The sequence below is a fragment of the Spirosoma horti genome, assembly GCF_054776595.1.
In genome coordinates, this window is the sequence record NZ_BAAHBQ010000002.1 from 622785 (window position 1) to 645195 (window position 22411).

10 protein-coding genes are annotated in these 22411 nt (G+C 50.4%); 4 read left to right on the forward strand and 6 right to left on the reverse strand.

Annotated features, from left to right (window positions below):
• The first annotated feature begins 163 nt into the window (after nucleotides 1-163).
• Together rpoB and rpoC are read left to right on the forward strand one after the other, a co-directional pair.
• The gene (rpoB, locus tag ACYVAM_RS06550) at nucleotides 164-4033 is read left to right on the forward strand and encodes a DNA-directed RNA polymerase subunit beta (protein ID WP_461065126.1); all 3870 of its coding nucleotides are present in this window, start codon (nucleotides 164-166) and stop codon (nucleotides 4031-4033) included.
• 112 nt (nucleotides 4034-4145) lie between these two features.
• Nucleotides 4146-8495 (forward strand): DNA-directed RNA polymerase subunit beta', encoded by a 4350-nt coding sequence (rpoC, locus tag ACYVAM_RS06555; protein ID WP_461065128.1) that lies wholly within the window; start codon nucleotides 4146-4148, stop codon nucleotides 8493-8495.
• 318 nt (nucleotides 8496-8813) lie between these two features.
• Here rpoC and ACYVAM_RS06560 read toward each other — a convergent pair whose 3' ends face one another.
• From ACYVAM_RS06560 to ACYVAM_RS06585, 6 genes are all read right to left on the reverse strand, one after another.
• Nucleotides 8814-11675 carry a TonB-dependent receptor gene (locus ACYVAM_RS06560; protein WP_461065130.1) on the reverse strand — a complete coding sequence of 954 codons (2862 nt, stop codon included), beginning with the start codon at nucleotides 11673-11675 and terminating at the stop codon, nucleotides 8814-8816.
• Nucleotides 11676-11843: 168 nt separating this feature from the next.
• The gene (locus tag ACYVAM_RS06565) at nucleotides 11844-14411 is read right to left on the reverse strand and encodes a TonB-dependent receptor (protein ID WP_461065132.1); all 2568 of its coding nucleotides are present in this window, start codon (nucleotides 14409-14411) and stop codon (nucleotides 11844-11846) included.
• 510 nt (nucleotides 14412-14921) lie between these two features.
• Nucleotides 14922-15623: a hypothetical protein gene (locus ACYVAM_RS06570; protein ID WP_461065134.1), complete on the reverse strand. Its 702-nt coding sequence runs from the start codon at nucleotides 15621-15623 to the stop codon at nucleotides 14922-14924.
• A gap of 128 nt (nucleotides 15624-15751) precedes the next feature.
• Nucleotides 15752-16846 carry a hypothetical protein gene (locus ACYVAM_RS06575; protein WP_461065136.1) on the reverse strand — a complete coding sequence of 365 codons (1095 nt, stop codon included), beginning with the start codon at nucleotides 16844-16846 and terminating at the stop codon, nucleotides 15752-15754.
• Between the two features lie 2 nt (nucleotides 16847-16848).
• Complete coding sequence (locus ACYVAM_RS06580; RefSeq protein ID WP_461065138.1) at nucleotides 16849-17574, reverse strand: hypothetical protein; 726 nt, start codon at nucleotides 17572-17574, stop codon at nucleotides 16849-16851.
• Entirely contained in the window at nucleotides 17546-18103 is a 558-nt protein-coding gene (locus ACYVAM_RS06585) for an RNA polymerase sigma factor (RefSeq protein WP_461065140.1), read from the reverse strand. The genes ACYVAM_RS06580 and ACYVAM_RS06585 overlap by 29 nt, the downstream gene beginning before the upstream one ends.
• A gap of 217 nt (nucleotides 18104-18320) precedes the next feature.
• Between ACYVAM_RS06585 and ACYVAM_RS06590 the strand changes: the two genes are divergently transcribed.
• A complete protein-coding gene (locus tag ACYVAM_RS06590; RefSeq protein ID WP_461065142.1) occupies nucleotides 18321-19913 on the forward strand; it encodes an amidase in 1593 nt (530 codons plus the stop codon).
• Nucleotides 19914-19965: 52 nt separating this feature from the next.
• Complete coding sequence (locus tag ACYVAM_RS06595) at nucleotides 19966-22179, forward strand: penicillin acylase family protein (RefSeq protein ID WP_461065144.1); 2214 nt, start codon at nucleotides 19966-19968, stop codon at nucleotides 22177-22179.
• Nucleotides 22180-22411: the final 232 nt, after the last annotated feature.

Genomic DNA, 22411 nt, shown 5'->3' on the forward strand with positions numbered 1-22411 from the left:
TATTGCAAAAGACAAACTAATTTATATTGCCTTATGTTGTCTATTTACGCTCCTTGGGTCGGGTGACGCCCGGAGCCTGAATAGCCGCTTAGTTCGAGTGCCGTCGCAAATCTTCGCAACGCACTCATTGAGAATCGGTTACGCAACTAAACGAAGCACAATCTTGGCGACAAACGCGAAAATCAGTACGCGCAAAAATTTTGCGACGATTCAGCCAGTGATTGGGTATCCAGACTTTTTGGATATTCAAGTAAAATCCTTCAAAGATTTTTTCCAGCTTGATACGCCCTCCAACCAACGGTCGGAAGAAGGGTTGTTCAAAGTTTTCCAGGAAAATTTCCCCATTTCTGACTCCCGTGAGAATTTTAAGCTGGAGTTCATCGATTATTTAGTTGATCCCCCGAAATACTCGGTAGACGAGTCTATTGACCGGGGTTTGACGTATTCGGTGCCTTTGAAAGCAAAACTGCGCCTGACGAATAATGATCCCGACAACGAGGATTTTGAAACGATTGAGCAGGAGGTTTTCTTAGGGAACATTCCGTATATGACCGAGAAAGGCTCGTTCGTCATAAACGGAGCCGAGCGGGTGATTGTTTCTCAGTTACACCGTTCGCCGGGTGTGTTCTTCTCGATGAGTAAGCACACAAACGGTACCAAACTTTATTCAGCCCGGATTATTCCGTTCAAGGGTTCCTGGATCGAGTTCTCGACCGACGTTAACAATGTCATGTACGCGTACATCGACCGGAAGAAGAAATTCCCGGTTACGACGCTGTTACGGGCTATTGGCTTCGGTTCAGACAAAGACATTCTGGACTTGTTCGGTTTATCTGAAGAAGTGCCCGCAACGCCAGCCAACCTGAAGAAGGCCATTGGTCGTCGGTTAGCGGCTCGGGTACTGCGCACGTGGACGGAAGATTTCGTGGATGAGGATACGGGCGAAGTAGTGTCGATTAGCCGGAACGAGGTGCTCCTGGAGCGCGACTCGGCTATCTCGGCAGATGACATTGATGTCATCACGGAATCGGGTCAGAAATCGGTCATCCTGCATAAGGAGGACATGAACATGGCCGATTACAACATTATCTATAACACGCTGCAGAAAGATAGCTCGAACTCGGAGAAAGAAGCCGTCGAGCAAATCTACCGGCAACTTCGGAACGCCGATGCACCCGATGAGCAAACGGCTCGCGAGATCATTCAGAGCCTGTTCTTCTCGGATAAGCGCTATGACCTCGGGGATGTAGGTCGTTACCGGATCAATAAAAAGCTCGGTCTGGACATTTCGTCGGACATGAAAGTACTGACTACAGAAGACATTGTGTCGATTGTGAAGTACCTGATTGGTCTGATTAACTCGAAAGCCGTTGTCGATGACATTGACCACCTGAGTAACCGACGTGTTCGGACAGTAGGTGAGCAGTTATATGCACAGTTTGGCGTTGGCCTGGCGCGTATGGCCCGGACGATTAAAGAGCGGATGAACGTGCGGGATAATGAGGACTTCAAACCTGTTGACCTGATTAATGCCCGGACGCTGTCGTCAGTAATTAATTCGTTCTTCGGAACCAACCAGCTGTCGCAGTTTATGGACCAAACCAACCCACTGGCTGAAGTAACGCACAAGCGTCGGATGTCAGCACTGGGACCGGGCGGTCTATCTCGTGAACGGGCCGGTTTTGAGGTTCGTGACGTACACTACACGCACTATGGTCGTCTGTGTACTATCGAAACCCCGGAAGGTCCAAACATCGGTCTGATTTCATCACTTTGTGTCTATGCTAAGATCAATAGCATGGGCTTCATCGAAACACCGTACCGGATCATTGAAAACGGTAAAGTATCGATGGAGAAGCCGGTGATGTATTTGACGGCCGAAGAAGAAGATACGCACTACATCGCGCAGGCAAATGCCGACATCGACAAAAAAGGAAACTTCATGGTTGATCGCCTAAAGGCCCGTTTTGAAGGTGACTTCCCCATTGCCGAGCCGCAGAACGTAACCTTCATGGATATTGCCCCGAACCAGATTGTATCGGTGGCGGCTTCCATGATTCCGTTCCTTGAACATGACGATGCTAACCGTGCCCTGATGGGCTCGAACATGCAGCGTCAGGCTGTGCCGCTCCTCCGTCCCGAAGCACCAATCGTTGGTACGGGTCTGGAAGGTCGGGTAGCCGTTGATTCACGGACGCTGGTTATTGCTGAAGCCGATGGTGTCATTGAATTCGTTGACGCGACTAAAATTGTTGTTCGGTACAACCTTGATGAAGATCAACTGGCTGTTACGTTCGATGAAGATCGCAAAACGTACAACCTCATCAAGTTCCGTCGTACTAACCAGGATACCTGCATCAACATTCGGCCAACTGTTCTGAAAGGGCAGAAGGTGAAAAAAGGTGATGTGCTTTGCGAAGGCTATGCTACGCAGGCTGGTGAGCTGGCGCTGGGCCGGAACATGAAAGTTGCGTTCATGCCCTGGCAGGGATACAACTTCGAGGATGCTATCGTGATTTCGGAGCGTGTTGTACGCGAAGATATTTTCACATCGATTCACATTGAAGAGTTTGAACTGGAAGTTCGTGATACCAAACGGGGTGAAGAGGAGTTGACCTCTGAAATTCCGAACGTAAGCGAAGAGACCGTTCGTAACCTTGATGAGAACGGTATCGTTCGGGTGGGTACTGAAGTGAAGGAAGGCGATATTCTGATCGGTAAGATTACACCGAAAGGCGAAAGCGATCCAACACCAGAAGAAAAACTTCTTCGGGCTATTTTTGGTGATAAAGCCGGTGACGTGAAGGATGCTTCCAAAAAAGCACCGCCATCCCTGAAAGGCGTTGTCATTGATACCAAGTTGTTTGCTCGCCCGGCCAAAGAAGACCGTGGTAAGCACAAAGACGAGGTAAAAGCACTGATGAAGAAATACGGCCGTGAGTTGAATGACTTCCGGGCTCGTATGATCGAAAAATTAGTGTTGCTGCTGGATGGCAAAACCAGCGCGGGGGCTAAACACAAGTTTGGCGATGAGATTGTGAGTAAAGGTGTGAAGTTCAACCGTAAGAATATTACGGAGAACCTCTTCCCGGATCGCAATGCGTACCGCGATGAAAGTAGCTATGCCGTACCCGAAGAAGCCAACCTGCTGGCCGACATGAACCTTGAGGGCTGGACGGAAGATGATAAACTGAACCAGATGCTTGTTACGCTTATCAAGAGCTACAACAACCGTCGCAGTGAAATCACCGGCCGGTTCAAACGCGAGCGCTTTACGCTTGAGGTTGGTGACGAACTACCGGCTGGTATCGTGAAATTAGCGAAAGTCTATATCGCCAAGAAGCGGAAGCTGAAAGTAGGGGATAAGATGGCTGGTCGTCACGGTAACAAAGGGGTTGTTGCCCGGATCGTACGCGATGAAGACATGCCGTTCCTGGAAGATGGAACCAAAGTCGATATCGTTCTGAACCCGCTTGGCGTACCGTCCCGTATGAACATCGGTCAGATCTATGAAACGGTACTGGCCTGGGCTGGTCAGAAACTGGATCGTAAGTATGCTACACCGATTTTCGACGGCGCTACTGAACAGCAGGTTGCCGACGAGTTGGACGAAGCAGGTTTGCCGTCGTTTGGCCGGACCTATCTCTACAATGGTTTGACGGGAGAGCGTTTTGATCAGGCCGTAACGGTTGGTATCATTTACATGCTCAAACTCGGTCACTTAGTAGACGATAAGATGCACGCCCGTTCGATCGGACCTTACTCGCTCATTACGCAGCAGCCACTGGGTGGTAAGGCGCAGTTTGGTGGTCAGCGTTTCGGCGAAATGGAAGTATGGGCACTGGAAGCTTTTGGTGCATCACACATCCTGCAGGAAATCCTGACGGTGAAATCCGATGACGTAGTTGGTCGCGCGAAGGCATATGAGGCAATCGTGAAAGGTGAAAACCTACCGAAGCCGAACATTCCTGAGTCGTTCAATGTACTCGTACACGAGTTGCGTGGTCTGGCACTTGAAATTACACTTGAGTAAAGTAGTGTGTAGTTTGTAGTTTGACATATGTAGTTATTCTGGCGTCAGCCAACTACGAATTTCAAACTACAAACTACAGACTGCTCTTTTTAACTACTATAATCTCCAACCAATGTCGTTCAAAAAGAACAAAAAGCTCAACAGCGACTTTGCCAGCGTGACGATCAGTCTGGCATCGCCGGAGTCTATTTTGGAGAGTTCCTACGGCGAGGTAACACAGCCGGAGACGATCAACTACCGGACTTACAAACCCGAAATGGGCGGCTTGTTTTGCGAGCGCATTTTCGGGCCTGTAAAGGACTGGGAATGTCATTGCGGCAAATACAAGCGGATTCGCTATAAAGGCATTATCTGCGACCGTTGTGGTGTTGAAGTAACCGAGAAAAAGGTACGCCGGGAGCGTATGGGTCACATCGAACTGGTGGTGCCTGTTGCGCATATCTGGTATTTCCGCAGCTTGCCTAACAAAATTGGCTATCTGCTGGGCCTTTCGACCAAAAAACTCGATCAGGTTATTTACTACGAACGGTACGTGGTGGTGCAGCCTGGCGTAAAAGCTGAAGATGGTATCAACCAGCTCGACTTCCTAACCGAAGACGAGTATCTGGATATTATTGACAAACTGCCGGGTAACAACCAGCATCTGGACGATAAAGACCCAAACAAATTCATCGCGAAGATGGGGGCTGAAGCGCTTGAGATGTTGCTGTCGCGGGTAGAGTTGGACGAACTGTCGTACTCACTGCGTCACGCGGCTGCCACGGATACATCGCAACAACGGAAAGCGGAAGCACTGAAACGGCTTAAAGTCGTGGAAGCATTCCGGGAAGCCAATGGCCGTATTGAGAACCGCCCCGAGTGGATGGTGATCAAGATGGTACCGGTTATTCCACCCGAACTGCGCCCACTCGTCCCCCTGGACGGCGGTCGTTTTGCTACGTCTGATTTGAATGACCTGTATCGTCGGGTTATCATCCGGAACAACCGACTGAAACGCCTGATCGAAATCAAGGCTCCCGAAGTAATTCTCCGCAATGAAAAACGGATGTTACAGGAAGCTGTCGATTCGCTGTTCGACAACTCACGCAAGGTAAACGCCGTTCGTTCGGAAGGTAACCGGGCGCTGAAGTCCCTGTCCGACATGCTGAAAGGTAAGCAGGGCCGTTTCCGGCAAAACCTGCTCGGTAAGCGTGTCGATTACTCAGGTCGTTCGGTTATCGTCGTTGGTCCTGAATTGAAGCTCCACGAGTGTGGTCTGCCGAAAGACATGGCGGCTGAATTATTCAAGCCGTTTGTTATTCGCAAACTGATTGAGCGGGGTATCGTTAAAACCGTGAAGTCGGCCAAGAAAATCGTTGACCGGAAAGACCCTGTAATCTGGGACATTTTGGAAAATGTACTGAAAGGTCACCCTGTTCTGTTGAACCGGGCTCCAACGCTTCACCGTCTTGGTATCCAGGCATTCCAGCCAAAACTGATCGAGGGTAAAGCTATTCAGTTGCACCCACTTGTTTGTACCGCCTTCAACGCTGACTTTGACGGTGACCAGATGGCCGTTCACGTGCCGCTGGGCCAGGAAGCTGTGCTTGAAGCGTCGCTGCTGATGCTGGCGTCGCACAATATCCTGAACCCTGCCAACGGTGCCCCTATTACGGTACCATCTCAGGACATGGTATTGGGTCTGTATTACGTAACGAAAGGTCGGAAGAGCATTCCTGAATATCCTATTGTTGGTGAAGGCATGACGTTCTACGGCACCGAAGAGGTAATCATCGGTATCAATGAAGGTCGTGTATCCAAGCACGCCAACATTAAGTGTCGGGTGAAAGTCCGGGACGAAAATGGCGATCTGGTTTATAAAATCATTGACACGGTTGCGGGTCGGTTATTATTTAACCAGGCTGTTCCTGAAGAGGTTGGGTACATAAATGAGCTGCTGACGAAGAAAAAACTTCAGCAAATTATTGCCCTTATCTTTAAAATTTCGGGCGGTGCCCGGACGGCCCAGTTCCTTGACGAAATCAAAGAGCTAGGTTTCCAGATGGCGTTTAAAGGTGGTCTGTCCATCGGCTTGAGCGACATCATGATTCCTGAAGCCAAACAGGGCCTCGTTGACGAAGCGAAAGCGGAAGTACAGGCCGTTTGGGATAACTACCTGATGGGTCTGATCACGGAGAACGAACGCTACAACCAGGTTATTGACATCTGGACGCGCGTAAACTCCCGTCTGACCGAGACGCTGATGAAGCAACTCGAAGCGGATCAGGGCGGTTTCAACTCAATTTACATGATGATGCACTCGGGAGCCCGTGGTTCGCGTGAGCAGATTCGTCAGTTGGGTGGTATGCGTGGTCTGATGGCCAAGCCTCAGAAAAACCTGCAGGGTTCGGTTGGTGAGATCATCGAAAACCCGATTCTGTCGAACTTCAAAGAAGGTCTCGACGTATTGGAGTACTTTATCTCGACCCACGGTGCGCGGAAAGGTCTGGCCGATACGGCTCTGAAAACGGCTGATGCCGGTTACCTGACCCGCCGTCTGCACGACGTAGCCCAGGATGTTATCATCAGTGAAGACGATTGTGGTACGCTTCGCGGCCTGCAAGTGTCAGCGCTGAAAGACAACGAAGACATCGTTGAGCCACTGTCAGAGCGTATTTTGGGCCGTACCACGGTTCATGATATTTATGATCCGCTCACGAAAGAATTGATCGTAGCCTCGGGTGAGCTGGTAACCGAAGAAGTTGCTGCTCACATCGATGAAACGAGCATCGAAACCGTCGAAATTCGTTCGGTACTGACTTGCGAATCGCGTCAGGGTGTTTGCGCCAAGTGTTATGGCCGCAACCTGGCATCCGGTCGCATGGTAGATATCGGTGAAGCAGTAGGTGTAATTGCCTCGCAGTCGATTGGTGAGCCAGGTACGCAGTTAACGCTTCGTACATTCCACGTAGGTGGTACGGCTTCCAACATTGCTGTTGATGCCTCGATCAAAGCGAAGTTCGATGGTCTGATCGAGTTCGAAGAAATGCGGACGGTTCAATCGGAAGATAACGAAGGCAACCCACAAACGATCGTAATGGGTCGCTCGGGTGAAGTCCGGATTGTCAACCCAAGTGACCGGAGCGTCGTACTCATCAGCAACAACGTACCATATGGTGCATTCCTGCGGGTTAAAGATGGTGATATGGTGAAAAAAGGCGACGACATTTGCGCCTGGGATCCTTATAATGCCGTTATCCTGTCTGAATTGACCGGTACGCTGAACTTTGATGCGATTGAAGATGGTATCACCTATCGCGAAGAATTCGATGAACAGACTGGCTTCCAGGAGAAAGTGATCATCGAAAGCCGCGATAAAGCCAAGAACCCGGCCATTGTTGTTCAAGGCACAACGACCTTAACGTTGCACTTGCCCGATAACGACGGTGGACCGTTACAGAAGAGCTACAACTTACCTGTTGGGTCTCGTCTGGTCGTGAAAGAAGGCCAGAAAATTAAAGCGGGTCAGCCATTGGCGAAGATTCCACGTAACGTCGGTAAAACGCGTGACATCACGGGTGGTCTGCCACGGGTAACGGAATTGTTCGAAGCACGTAACCCATCGAATCCAGCTGTGGTTAGCGAAATCGATGGCGTTGTAACCTACGGTGCAATCAAACGGGGTAACCGCGAGATCTTCATCGAGTCGAGAGATGGTACCAAGAAGAAGTACCTTGTTCCTCTGTCGAAGTTCATCCTGGTACAGGATAATGACTTCGTACGGGCTGGTGCTCCGTTGTCGGATGGTGCGATTACACCAAGCGACATTCTGGCCATCAAAGGACCGACGGCCGTTCAGGAATACCTGGTAAATGAAATTCAGGAAGTGTACCGTCTGCAAGGGGTGAAAATCAACGATAAGCACATCGAAGCCATTGTTCGGCAGATGATGCAGAAAGTTGAAATTATCGACTCGGGCGATACCAACTTCCTTGAAGGTCAGGTTGTGGATAAGTGGTCTTTCCGCGAAGAGAACGACAAAGTTCTTGACGCTAAAGTGGTTATGGACGCTGGCGATTCGCCAAACGTTAAGCCAGGACAGATCGTTACAAGCCGTCAGTTACGGGATGAGAACTCCGGTCTGAAACGTCGTGATATGGCCCTTGTGACCGTTCGTGATGCGATGGCCGCCGTTTCGCAGCCAACGCTGATGGGTATCACACAGTCGTCGCTGGGTACGGATAGCTTCATCTCGGCCGCTTCCTTCCAGGAAACGACGAAAGTGTTGAGCGAAGCCTCGATTCGCGGTAAACGTGACGTACTCGATGGCTTGAAAGAGAACGTAATCGTTGGTCACCTGATTCCTGCCGGTACAGGCCTTCGTCGCTACCAAACGGCGATTGTTGGCTCGAAAGAGGAACTGGAAACGATTACCGAATCACGCGAACAATACGCTCGCAGTAAAAAGAAAGCTACGGTTTAACCGTCGACGAATACAGATTATGAAAAAGCCCCGGTCAGAAATGGCCGGGGCTTTTTTTGTATCAGTCTGCACACACTTACCTATCAACAGTATGATGCCTTCTTTTCTAGACCAGCCCAACGGAAAGGTTAATGAGCGCTGTTGTCGGATCAGTGTTTCGAAGCTGTACTGTTTGGTTCTGTAGCGTCAATGAATTTGAAGAACTCAGAAGCGATGGTTGAACATCGGCTTGATGTATGACTCGGCCATACATTTGGTAATCCTTATTTTGCCAAGGTTGTAAAGCTCAAAGCGCGTAAACAGCATACATTTATGTTACTACCGTATCAACTCATCGAACGTGATACTCAAATAATACAAGCCGCCAATGCGGGCCAATCCGTACCCTTGTGCATAATACTGATTCAAAATATTTGTGCCACCTAGTTTAACGATTGATTTAAACGTGGGCACTTTATACGACACCTGCGCATCGAGGCTTGTCCAGGAGGGTAGCCAGATGTCGCCCGCTGTCGTGCCTTGTTCTACCCACATTTTATCCGTCCAGCGATAGGTCAGCGTGGCACCGAGCCGGTCGGTAAGGCGGGCGTTGCTGAGGGTCAGGTTATACCGATTCTCGGGCGATATGAAGAAGTTACGCCCCTTTTGTGATACTTCGGGATTGCTCATTTTTCGTTTCACGATGGGCACTCCGGCATTGTCGTTCACAACGTTTCCCTGGGCGTCACGTAAGGTTACGGTTCCTACCTGATAGGTATAGTTCCCGCTAATCGTGAACCCGCGCCCTAAGCCATATTCCGAGCCGATGCCCCAGCCATCCACGAAAATCTCGTTATAGTTGTTAAAATTGATTTGCAGCGTACGATAGGCATTCGTCGAAAAGTCAGCGATTTGGCCATTGGTAGGCTGGTAGAAACTCTGTGCGGCAATAAAATCGGTGTATTTGCTGTGGAAGTAAAAGGCATCGACATAAAACTTATTCTGAATCAAAGTCTTGTAACCAACTTCCCATGTCTTTATTTTTTCTGTTGTGAAGTTGGCCGGATTGTAGGCCCGGCTGCGGAGCTGTGCTTCGGTAATACGTCCAGCCGTGAAATCCTTCACGTCACTATCGACATAAGCCGGGTTAGTGAAAAGGCCGGCCGATTCAGCGGCAAGTTGTGAGCCGCCCACATCGCCCCCTTTACCAGCCGCCGGAACGGCAAATAATTGGCCCGGTGATGGGTTTCGGAACGCTGATTGCCAAGAGCCCCGAAAATTATGAGGTCCAACACTAACAACTGCCGATGCGCGGGGAGTGACCCCACCTTTAAAATACTGGTTCTTGTCATAGCGGACGGCCAGGGTTGGTTTCACCGTTAGTCGTGTGCCTACTTTTACTTCTTTGGCGGCCTGAACATAGGCTCCATATTCGTTGATGGTGTATTCTGAACCATCGGCCTTCAGTGTAATGGCTGTACCGCCGGTATTGATGCCATAATGGCGAAGGCTGCCTCCTGCCAGCAGCTCAACCGTATTGTTTAGCAGTTTTGTGAAGTTGTACATGCCTTCATAATGCCACAACGCTGAATTATCCCGGAAACGGGTTCCTTTTGCGGTGGTTGAGCCGGGAATAAAATCAGTGTTGTACGTATTCGCGTACGCATCCCGAACGGCATCGAACTGGGCGGAGCCTGGTAGATAACGGCCACGGTCGGCCGTGGCGCGGGATTCACTGATGCCAAATTTGTTATCGATGTAGACCTGGCCAAACTCGGTGGCCCACTGGTTCAACGATTTCCAGCTATTGTTAATGGCGGTAGCCGTTTGGCCGATGTTCCAGCCTTCGGCCTGCTGCTGGGTGGTGTAGGCGCGCACAAAGAAATTATCACCCCGTAGCTCGGCTTTAAACTGATGGCGTTTGTAATCAGGGAAATATTCGCGGAAACCGGCGGTTCGGATAAAGTTGCCATTACCATAATACCAGCCAAGGGAGGCTTCGATATTACCCGGCAGTTTATAATGCAGGGAAACATTGGCCCGGTTATTAAATACTTTGCCGTTGTTGCCCAATACATCCAGTTCCGTGTAGCCCGTGCGGGTTACCAATTTGCCTTGCAACAGAACGTTGGCGTAATCCTTGGGGAAGGTGTAAGCACCACCGGCGTTGATGTCATCACCGTAAATGTTGACGCCGTCATACTCAAAATTTGTATTCGGATTATTATTAGGTACATACCCGATACCGGTAGCAATGCCGCCCTGACTAGGGTCGGTCGTGAAAAAATTGGCGCGTGCTCGCGTTGACCGATCACTGTAGTCATCCGCAATAAAATCCGTGCCGCTAAGACGCTGGAAATTTACCTTGAAGGCAAACCGGGTTCCCAGTTGTTTGGCATATCGAATGGCTATATCGCCGTATCCTTTCGGGCCGAAATCGCCTTTCCCAACGTTGTTTGCCCCTACTTTTACCTGGGCGCTCAGCCCCTGGTAGGTGAACGGGTTCTTGCTGGAGGTTAGCATCAGGCCCTGTAGCGCATCCGGGCCATAAAGAGCTGATGAAGCCCCTGGAATCAATTCGATACTCTCGACATCTAAATCAGAAATACCCGCCACATTGCCAAAGCCAAACCCCAGGCCAGGTGAGCGATTGTCCATGCCGTCGGTAAGTTGAAGAAACCGGTTGTTATTATTAGCCCCAAAACCACGTAAGTTCACTGATTTGAACGTCAGGCTCTGGGTTAGCAGATCAACCCCTTTTACGTTCTGAAGCGCATCGAAGGGACTTGCCGCCGGTGACTGCTGAAACTGCCGTGCGCCGAGCTTTTCGACCGTTACAGCCGCTTTCTGAATGTCTTCCGGTACACGACTCGCCGATACCACGACTTCATCGGTCAGGATCGCTTCTTCACTTAGCTTAACCGTGATACTCCGGAAGTTATTTCCCCGAACGGCCACATCTTCCCGTTTGTAGCCAATAAACGACACACTGATAGTAAGAGGGAGTGATTCATTGGTTTGTAAAGAAAATTGCCCGTTGGCCTGGGTAATGGTGCCTGTGTTTGTACCTCGGATAATAACGGTTACACCCGCCATGGGCTGATTACTTTCGTCAGTAACAATGCCTGCAAGGTTGGTTTGTGCCCAGCCCTGGCTAAGGCCCGTTAATGAGAAAAGTAAAAGTAAAAAGAAATGTTTCATAGGTTGATTGTGCTTAAAAGTTGGATATAAACAGGCTAAACGTATAAAAGCTGTTTACGCTAAATGAAATTAGCGTAAACAGCTTTTATAACTTCAATAACTTACAATCTGGTACTGACTCTAGTGTATGCTACTCGTTTTGGGGGCTGTTAATCGCTCCTAATACGGCTAAAACGTGTAGCGTAACGTAACACCGTAGGTTCTGGGATCACCGACAATACCGGCATAATGGCCTGCGCTGCCTGGAGCTGCCAGCAACTGCTCATAATAGTTAGTATTGAAAAGATTTCTGGCCCAGATGAAAATCGATATTCCAGTCGAAGCTCTGAATCCCAACCGGCTGTTTACCAGGGAGTAACCATCAATATTCAGATATTTTGACGGTGATGGACTCGACGAAAACGACGAGCGATAGAAGGCATCCAAACCAAAAAAGTAATTGCCTTTTAAACTGATGAGATTGCCTCTGGCAGTTACTTCACCACCGACAGAACCCGACCATTTTGAGATACCCGGTAATACGCCCCCCGAAATATCTTTGAAAGCCTGTTCGCCACCCGTTTCTTCAAGCGGCACCGGCGCATTCTTAAAGGAAACATACTTGCCATCCGTATAGGCAACGGCTGCATTTAGGGTTAACCGATTGGCAACCCGCACGTTTCCGTCTACCTCAACCCCCATTACCCGTACTTTCTCGGCATTGGCTAGATAACCCCTGTTAACGCCCGGCTCAGGCGTTTGTACCTGTGTCTGAAAGTCCTTGATGTCTGTGTTATAAACGACGAGATTCAGGGTAGAGTTGGGCGATGGTTTTGTTTTCAGGCCAAACTCGACGTGGTTCACATGCTCGGGCTTCACGCGGGCCAGGTCAAGCAAGGTCTGTCCATTGGCCGTTGGTAATCCGCCAATGTTAATCCCGACAGGTTTATAGCTGATAGCATACGTTCCGAAGGCATTGACTGCCCGCCCGGCTCTGTATTGTAGCGTGACCTGTCCGGAGAAGTTACCCTCCGATACGTCCGTATCGAACGCCTGATTCGTATAAACTGCGTTTTTTAAGGCTAACAGAGCTGGATCGGTCGTTTGCAGACCTCCATAGGTTTCCCGTTTGTAATTGGCTACTTTCTTGTCGTAATTATACCGGACACCTGGTAACACGTGGAAACTGTTTGTAATCGCCCAGTCGAGTTGGCCAAAGGCCGCCAACCCTGTGCTCTGGATTCTGTTGGTTGTGCGAATACCGAAGTTATCGAACAGGCCCGGCGTTTTCCAGAGGGGGCTGGTTGAACTTTGCGCAAAACGCCATTGAGCAGAACCCGCTTCTTCGGTCTGAACGGGGTCTGATTTTAAATCCTGCCACAGCCCGAACAAGCCAACGACACCGCTCAATCGGGGTGAAATTTTACCGGAGTACCGTATTTCCTGCGACCACTGATCATGAACCGAGTTGCCCGACGAAATTGTAAAAACGGGTAAGCCAATGTAGTCACGGTCATTCAACGGGGTCCACTGCCAGTGACGCCAGGCCGTTGTCGAGGTTAGCGTACCGTTGCCCAATTTGATGTCCGCATTCAACGATACGCCACCCAGGTTGTTATCCGCTTTGGAAGGCGTATCCAGGTCAACGATCCGTTCAAACGCGCTTGAATAGGGTAGTTTGTAATTTAAATCAGCAATAATGGCATTGAATTGACGATAAGCAGCTCGTTTGGTGGGAACAACACCCGCTACTGGCCACCCGTATCCATTTGGCTTCTGCTCCGAAACGTCGCCGATCAGGGTAATTCGTACATTATCGTTTGGTGTATACAGGAGTTGGGCCCGCACCCCGATGTTGTTGATGTCGTTGATCGGCAACTGGGTATGTACGTTGAAAAAGGTCCCGTTCCGTTGCGTACCGGTAAACGATACTCTGGCGGCAAGCTTTTTACTCAGTGGCCCTGTAAGTGACCCTTTGGCCTGGATATAGCCGTAATTACCATAACTCAGTTCAAACGTTCCGCTTGGGGTGAAACCGGCAGGCCGCGTTGTAATATTAAACGCACCAGCGGTTGTATTTTTGCCATATAGCGTTCCCTGGGGACCTCTTAACACTTCTACCTGCTCAATGTCGATGAAATCGAGCGCCGTAGCTGCCGGACGAGCGTAGTAAACGCCGTCTACATAAAATCCGACACCTGGATCAATACCATCGTTCGTTAACCCGAAGGTAGAACCTAAGCCACGGATATTAAGGGTTGTATTTCGAGCATTGGAGGCATATAACTGAACGGTTGGCACCAATTCTTTCAACCGGTTCACGTTGAACGCGCCCGCATCTTCGGCCCGGTTGCCACTAACCACGGAGATTGGAATAGGAACGTCCTGTGCCGACTCCTGCCGACGCCGGGAGGTAATGACGACATCGGCCAGTTGATTGGCTCCTTCTTCAAGCTGAATATCTATGTTGTTATCACTTATACTAATTTCTTTGGTCTGATAACCGACAAACGAAACGACAACAACGAAGGGAAGTTTCTGGCCAGTGAGCAGATTGAACTGGCCATTTATATCGGTAACGCTGCCGTTCGTTGTGCCTTTGATGGTTACCGTAGCACCAATTAAGAATTCTTTTGTGCGCGCATCAATAACTTTTCCGGATACCGTCGAATTGATCACGGGTGGATTTTGCGCTACTACAAATAGGGGTAGAAGAAGTACGCCTATAAAAAAAACCGAATTTAAAACTTGTCTCATACTACTTGTAATCGTGGTCATTGTGGTTGGTGGCAACTGCTTAGTGCGTTAGGAAGTAAGGCTCTATTCCGGCCTGTTCAAGCTGCGTTGCGATATAGTAGGTATTGATTTTTGATATACTCCCTATTCTCCCGGTTGTAGATAGACTATTAGTACTTATAGTCTATTGAACTAATAGGTTATGCAAAACAGTAAGTTATTGACGGGACTTCCAAATAATAAGTTGTCAACTGGTCTTCTTCTGTTAATATTCTTTTTTTAATAATAAACTATATAGCAATAAGATAAAATGAGCCTAAGCTCTCCATGATGAAAGTAGCTTTTACTACTCTATAGAGACGATATGCTATAGGGGTGTTATACCTAAGAGGCTGATAAATAGGGGATTTTATTAGAATGGGGTTGCTCTTAAGCTGGTTAGTGGCTGTGTTAGACAGGCGCCTATGAAAAAAGCCGTTTGGATACAGATGTATCCAAACGACTTCGAAAAACGGCGTTATTGACGAATAATTAAGCGGCCCGACTGCTTTGCGGCCGGCGTAATACCGTCGAGCGTAGCGGTTGGGTAGCATTCCGGGACTCTTCAATAACCTGTTCCGATACCATACCCAGGTGATTGGCCCGTTTCAGCACATAATCGAAAGGAAGATTGAAATAATTGGCTACTTCACTGCGGAAACTGTCGGGGAAACGCGACAGGCGCAGGCCAAAAAACTTACGCACTTCGGCTTCGGGCAACATAGCGGCCAGCGCAACACGTTCCGCTTCGGCCAGTAAGTCCTTCCGAACGGGATAGAGGTATTCAAGGCCGATGGAAGCCGCCAGAATATTCAGAAACAGATTTTTGTACATGGCCGACAACTCCGCCGGTAAGATAATCCAGCCCTGTTCCCGAAACTTGGCGGAGAAACCGGTCAGGCCTTTCTCCCCGCGAATTTCACCGGCAATGAGTTCTGACGGAAAGCGCAGGCGGCCGGTTTCGCCCTCCAGGTCGGCTTTTTGGAGCCGGAAAACGATGGCTTCGATTGGGCTTTTGGTAAACAACAGGTCAGCGGGCATCGCGCGTGTATTCTCCCACTGGTCCGTCATCCGCATAAACAAACTTTCGTTGACGGGCAGGTTTTCTGAGTTACCAAGACTGATCAGCATTTGGCGGAAAGCCGCCAGAAAATCAATTTGGAGTTGACTTGGATTTGAGCGTCCTTTTTTCATGCAGATTGAGTTGCCGGGCGATGATCTTGACACCAAAACCCGGCTCATTAGTATGGTTGTTTGTTGTAAATTGGGGAAGTAAATATACACAATAACCCGCTGACAACAAAGGACTAACGATAACAAAATCAGAAGCCGACAACCAGTCGCAATCCGGGATATACTTTCTTGAAAAACCCATCCATATAAATCTCAGGCTGTACTTTAAACAGGCCATTGTTATAGGCTGTGCCGCCCAACCGAATGGTGTTAGCCTCGAAGTAAGATCCCCTCCGATGAACGGGCATGCCCACATAAAATGAAGCCACCTCTCGCTCGAACGTTGTGGACTGACTATCTTTTTTGCGACCGTAAATCGTGATACCGGCGCTCAGAAAATCATTTCTGAATACCTGAAAACTACCATCGCTAGTTGATTGGTTAAAAAAGAAATTCGACGTGTACCCGATGCCATAGCCCAGCCGTTGAAAGCGACTGGGGATCAGGCTAACGAACAAGTTAAAGGAGGGCACCCATTGGTTGCGAATCAATCCCACGCCAATGCTGGGCTGTATATTGAGGAATGGGCTGCCGATCAGGCCCGGTTGCACAACGTTGCTCTTTCCATCTTCTCCCTGAAGCAGGGTATAGGCCAGCCTGGGACTGGTCAGGTTATGGACTTTGTACTGTTGCACCGCTTCGAGCGCTGTTTGCAGCTTTCGATTGATACCACCCGCACGAAGCAGACGCTCAATATCGTGCAGGCTGTTGACTAATAAATAGATACTGAAATCAGTGGGGATGGCCTGTGTGGTGGCTGACGTCCAGATGATCTGGAGCGTATCCTGTTGGGTTTTTACTTCAACGGGCTTGTCGTCGTCCCGAAAGCGGAAATTGGTTGTTTGCTGGGGCGTGTAGCGCAGGGCCAGTGCCCGATCGGTTTCGCCAAGTCGAAACAGCGCATGCGTTGCTCGGGTAGGACTTTGGGTCGTATCCTCCACCACCAGGTAATTGGCTACAAAAAGACGTAAAACCGAGTCGATATTTTTCCGGGCCTGCACCTGCACGTATCGGTTGAACCCCACGATCAATGTGTTGCGCTGACCTAAATCAACTTCGATGTGACTAAGGCCCACAAACTTCCGTTTGGCGCTCAGCTCGGTTAAGTGGGGAGTGGATGACTGAGATATAGCAATCCCGACTATGCTCAGCAGGAACACAGTAATCAGACAAAATAGACGCATGATTATTGGTTTGGTTTGTTCGTTAGAGACATGATCAATGCCGGACGGCCTGCTTCCGGCCTAGGTTCCTCTACTTGCCCGCTGCCCAACCGAACAAAATGGTCAGGGCGGTAGAGTTTCGGCTGGGCTTCTTCTTCGGCCCGGAGTTCGTTTTCGTGAACGACCTGAAAGCGTCGTTTAGGCTTCACCCGGGCTACTTTCGGCACGGCTGAAGCTGGGAATTTGTCAACAACGGCAGGCGTTTCGACCAGGGCTGACACGTCGTCGGGCGTTGGCAAGGCTGTTGAGGTGGCTACAGGTGCTGTGGTTACAAGTTCTAATTTTGTTTTCTGAGTGATGTGCGTGTGCAGGTCAGGATGAGGTCGCCCGGCTCCCGAAGCTACACGTTTTAGCCTGTCTGGTGCATCCGCCCGAGTTGAGCCGGAACGTTCCTGAGCCGGTGCCTGGGTTTTGGGAGACGTTTTATGGGCAACAGCAACGGTAGGTTCAGAAGCCGATTGATGAATTAACCAGAGCCAGCCAACGCTCAACGCGGCTACACAGGCGGCCGCCAGCCACCACATTGACCTGGCTTTCGACCGGGCAGCAGAAACGGGTTGAAGTTCAGGGCGTAGTTTCGCCCACAGCTGGTCCGGGTTGAAAGACGAACCCGGCGGGGGCGCATCGGGCAGTTGGCTGAGTGTCTGCCGCACCCACTGGTCAGGAGATTCGTCGGATTTCTGCTTCATAGCCGTGTTTGGTTAACCAGGTTTGCAACAGCGCACGTGCTTTGCTCAATTGTGATTTCGAGGTGTTTTCGGAGATGCGTAACTGGTCGGCAATCTCGCGGTGGGTATAGCCTTCAATGGCATAGAGGTTGAATACGGTTCGGTATCCCGTTGGTAGTTCCCGAATGAGGGCGTAAATCCGTTCGGCATCCAGTCCCGCATCAGGCAGCGGAGCGGGGTCGGGCTGGGATTCGGTTTCTTCATCGGCCCGGAAAAGCGGCAGGTGTTTGTTGGCGCGCAGAAATTGCAGCGCTTCGTTGACCACAATGCGTCGGAGCCACGCTTCCAGACCGTTATCGTCGCGATAGGAGAAATCACCGATGCCCCGAAAAGCTTTCAAAAAGCCATTCATCAGCACTTCTTCGGCCTCAGGCTCATGCCGCACATAACGCAGACTGACACGAAACAACCGATTCGCAAACTGATCGAACAGCCGTTTCTGAGCGAAGGCGTTACCTTGCTGGCACTGTTCGACGAGCTGCTTTGACATAGTTTCGATTGGTTTCAGCGACAGAAATGCCGGGTTTAGTAAAAGGGTTGCCCGAGGATGAAAAAATAGATGGATCGATACGTCACACCGCAATACACTATTATTTTGCTAACTATGGTATTGCCAATATAATTAAGGCTGACTTGTCTATAATATAGGCTTATTCCTATCAGGAAATACTACTTTTGCCATAGAAGTACACTTCCTCACAACCTGTATGCCAACGTTTATTCGTCCTATATCGAGCTTAACTGTCTCGATTTTTTTGCTCCTATTCCAACTGGGCTGGTTGTTTCCGGCGCAGGCACAGCCCAAAGCCAAATTAGAGGCTGCACCGAAATTCGAGATCGTCGAAACCACCATCAGCGATATTCATCGGGCCTTCCGAAATGGCTCGCTGACCAGCGAACAACTCGTGAAAGCGTATCTGGAACGTATTCAAACCTACGACCAGCCAACGAAACTGAACTCGATTATTCTGGTGAATCCCGAAGTCATTGCCACGGCCCGCGCCCTGGATGCTGAATTTCGGAAAACGGGCAAGCTGCGTCCTTTACATGGCATCCCGGTCATTGTGAAGGATAACTTCAATACCAAAGGCCTGCAAACAACGGGCGGCTCAATCGCCCTAAAGGGGTTCGTGCCAACTGAGGATGCTTACCAGGTCCGGACGTTGCGGGAAGCGGGCGCTATTGTGCTGGCCAAGTCGAACATGGCCGAATGGGCATTTACGCCTATGCATTCGCAAAGTTCGATGGCGGGTGAAACCCTAAACCCCTATAATCTGGCCTATGTCCCCGCCGGATCGAGTGGGGGGACGGCCGCTGCCGTAGCCGCCAACTTCGGGGCGGTTGGCCTGGGATCGGATACGGGCAATTCCATTCGGGGGCCATCGTCGCACAACGCGCTGGTTGGTTTTCGAACGTCGCTGGGGCTGGTAAGCCGGTACGGAATCATTCCGCTCTATACCCGCAATGATGTAGGTGGGCCCATGTGCCGGACGGTGGCCGATGCCGTGCGGCTGCTTGCCGTTACGGCGGGTTATGATCCTAAAGACCCAATTACCAAAAATAGCCAGGGGAAAGTACCCAAAAATTACACCCAGTTCTTACGGAAAGATGGCTTGAAAGGGGCGCGGATTGGTGTCATGCGTCAGCTTGTCGACAAGAACATTCACCCGGAAATCAAGCAGCTTTTTGATCAGGCGTTGGCCGACATGACCCGTGCCGGTGCTCAGATCGTGGATGTCACGATTCCGAATTTTGATTCCCTGCGCGCCAACCAATGGTGCTCGGAATTTAAAGCCGATGTGGAAACGTATCTCCGGACGTTCGTGAAGCGGGATACACTGAAAACGCTGGATGATATTATCCGCGTCGGTGGGTATTCGGACCTTGTTCGGGACCGGCTCGTGAACCAGAATACCCATTCCGGTCGGGCGAATCATCCCGAAATTCCCTGTGGTGATGCGTTTACGGACCCGCTGAGAATCGCCTACCGAAAGGCAATCGAGACCGAAATGAACCGGCTCAAGGTCAATGCGCTGGTTTACCCAAGCTGGAACTATCCGCCCGCGCTGGTTGGGGATGCCAAAGGCTACAAAGGAGACAATAGCCAATTGATTGCTCCCAGCACGGGCCAGCCCGCCTTTACCATTCCCATGGGCTACACCACCGGCGACTTGCCCGCTGGTATTCAGTTTCTGGGCCGAATTTTCGACGAGCCAACACTTATTCGGTTAGTGTACGGCTACGAGCGACAAACTCACCATCGGACAGCGCCTAAACGGTTTGTTGCCCTTGGTCAGTAAACTTGATTCGGACCAATTACTCACCCAATCTCAGACCTTACATCACCAACCTATGCATCGTTCCAGAGTACAGCCAATTAGCTTCATTTTAAGTTTATTTGTCCTGTTGACGAGTCACGCACTACAGGCCCAATCCGTTACGAAAGCCGAGATTACCCGCTGGCAGCAACAGGCCAAACAGGTAACGATTACGCGGGATACTTGGGGCGTTCCGCATATCTACGGCAAAACAGATGCTGACGTCATTTTTGGCCTTCTATTCACTCAATGTGAAGATGACTTTGACCGGGTGGAGGAAAACTACATTACGTCAATCGGCCGACTGGCTGAAGTAGAAGGCGAATCGGCGCTGTACCAGGATTTACGGGCGCGTCTGTTTCTGGATTCGACGCAGGCCATTGCCATCTATAAAAAAAGCCCGCTCTGGATGAAGAAACTGCTGGATGCCTTTGCCGATGGCACCAATTATTACCTCTATACCCATCCGGACGTTAAACCGAAACTGCTCAAACGCTTTCAGCCCTGGATGCCGCTGATGTTCAGCGAAGGCAGCATCGGTGGCAATATCAGCGTTGTCTCGACGGAACGGCTCAAAGCGTTTTACGAACAGCGGAAGTCAACTTCCTGGATCAATCGTGTCGACCATTACGAGCGCGAGTCCGTTGGGTCGAATGGGTTTGCGATTGCCCCGGCCAAAAGCGCGACCAAAAATGCGTTGCTGTTGATCAATCCGCATACATCGTTCTATTTCCGGTCGGAGGTGCACATGGTTAGTCAGGCGGGGCTGAACGCCTACGGGGCTGTTACGTGGGGGCAATTTTTCATCTATCAGGGCTTCAACGAAAACTGTGGCTGGATGCATACCACCAGCTACGCCGATTCGATGGACGAATACCTGGAAACGATTGAGAAAAAAGGAAACGTACTGTATTACAAGCATGGCAGCGAACTGAAACCGGTGCGTACGCAGAAGGTCAGGCTTCCGTATAAGACGGCGTCGGGAATACAGTACAAGGAATTTACGATGTACTTCACGCAGCATGGCCCCATTGCGGGCGAAAAAGACGGCAAATGGATTGCCATCGACATGATGAACACGCCGTTGAACGCGCTGTCGCAATCGTACCTGCGGACCAAAGCAACGAACTACGCCAGCTTTAAAGAGGTGATGAAACTAAACGGCAATGCCTCCAACAACACGATTTTTGCCGACCGCGACGGGACCATCGCCTACTGGCACGGTAACTTCATGCCGAAACGCGACCCTAAGTTCGATTGGGAACAACCTGTTGATGGCAGCAATCCCGAAACAGACTGGAAAGGATTACACTCGGTCGATGAGATCGTGCAAGTGCGGAACCCGGCGACCGGCTGGATTCAGAACTGCAATGCAACGCCGTTTACGGTGTCGGGCAGCAGCAGTCCTGACAAAAGCAAATATCCGGCTTATATGGCACCTGATGCTCAGAATTACCGGGGCATCAATGCCGTTCGCGTGTTGAGCCACAAAACGGTGTTTACGCTCGATACGCTGATTGCAGCCGCCAACGATCCGCACTTAACAGCTTTCGATGAGTTGCTTCCGGCTTTGTTGACCGCCTATCAGACGGTTTCGGGCGATGCCAAAAATCAGAGCAAAGACCTGACCGAAGCCATTCAGGTGCTGCAAGCGTGGGACAAGGCCTATGGGGCCACCTCGATTGGGCAAACGCTGGCCATTTACTGGGGCGAAAAGATACAGCGTCTGGCGCGTAGCCGGGCCGCTGGCGACCAGCGATTTGATAACCTGAGCCTGACCGCTTTCACCATCAGCAGCACCAGTCCGCAGGAGAAAGTGACGGCGCTGGCGGAGGTACTGACCGAGCTTACCCGCGACTTCGGCACCTGGAAAACACCCTGGGGCGACATCAACCGGTACCAGCGCCTGACTGGCAAGATTCAGGAAACCTACGACGATCAGAAGCCCAGCCTTCCGGTTGCCTTCACGTCTTCGGCCTGGGGCTCGCTGGCGGCTTTTGCCGCGAAGACGTATCCCGGCACCAAAAAGCGATACGGGAGCGTGGGAAATAGCTTTGTGGCCGTCGTTGAGTTTGGCAAGCGCGTAAAAGCCCGTTCGGTAGTTACGGGTGGACAGAGCAGCAAACCCGGCATGAAGCACTTCACCGACCAGGCCCCGCTCTACACAGTGGGCAAGTTCAAAGACGTGCTGTTTTACCCCGAAGATGTGAAGCAGCACGTGGAGCGAACGTACCATCCGGGGGAGTAGTGAGTTAATTCAACGTGGTTACTTCGTTGACGTATAAAGCTGCCGGTTCTAACGGGTAAATAAAACCGGCAGCGATGTAATCTAATTTTATAAAGAATATATACCGTTTAGTCAATTGGCGAAATGGGTGTTAGTAGGTCTCACGGCAAACAGGCTTCTTTGCAACTAGCGGGTATTGATTTGTTTCGCAAAGAGACTGCTGCAGAACTATTTTTCGTTGATTATCAGCTAG

Bases quoted from the DNA above. Each gene is read 5' to 3' on its own strand.
- rpoC (WP_461065128.1), top strand. From the start codon at position 4,146: ATGTCGTTCAAAAAGAACAAAAAGCTCAACAGCGACTTTGCCAGCGTG.
- ACYVAM_RS06560 (WP_461065130.1), bottom strand. From the start codon at position 11,675: ATGAAACATTTCTTTTTACTTTTACTTTTCTCATTAACGGGCCTTAGC.
- ACYVAM_RS06565 (WP_461065132.1), bottom strand. From the start codon at position 14,411: ATGAGACAAGTTTTAAATTCGGTTTTTTTTATAGGCGTACTTCTTCTA.
- ACYVAM_RS06570 (WP_461065134.1), bottom strand. From the start codon at position 15,623: ATGAAAAAAGGACGCTCAAATCCAAGTCAACTCCAAATTGATTTTCTG.
- ACYVAM_RS06575 (WP_461065136.1), bottom strand. From the start codon at position 16,846: ATGCGTCTATTTTGTCTGATTACTGTGTTCCTGCTGAGCATAGTCGGG.
- ACYVAM_RS06580 (WP_461065138.1), bottom strand. From the start codon at position 17,574: ATGAAGCAGAAATCCGACGAATCTCCTGACCAGTGGGTGCGGCAGACA.
- ACYVAM_RS06585 (WP_461065140.1), bottom strand. From the start codon at position 18,103: ATGTCAAAGCAGCTCGTCGAACAGTGCCAGCAAGGTAACGCCTTCGCT.
- ACYVAM_RS06590 (WP_461065142.1), top strand. From the start codon at position 18,321: ATGCCAACGTTTATTCGTCCTATATCGAGCTTAACTGTCTCGATTTTT.
- ACYVAM_RS06595 (WP_461065144.1), top strand. From the start codon at position 19,966: ATGCATCGTTCCAGAGTACAGCCAATTAGCTTCATTTTAAGTTTATTT.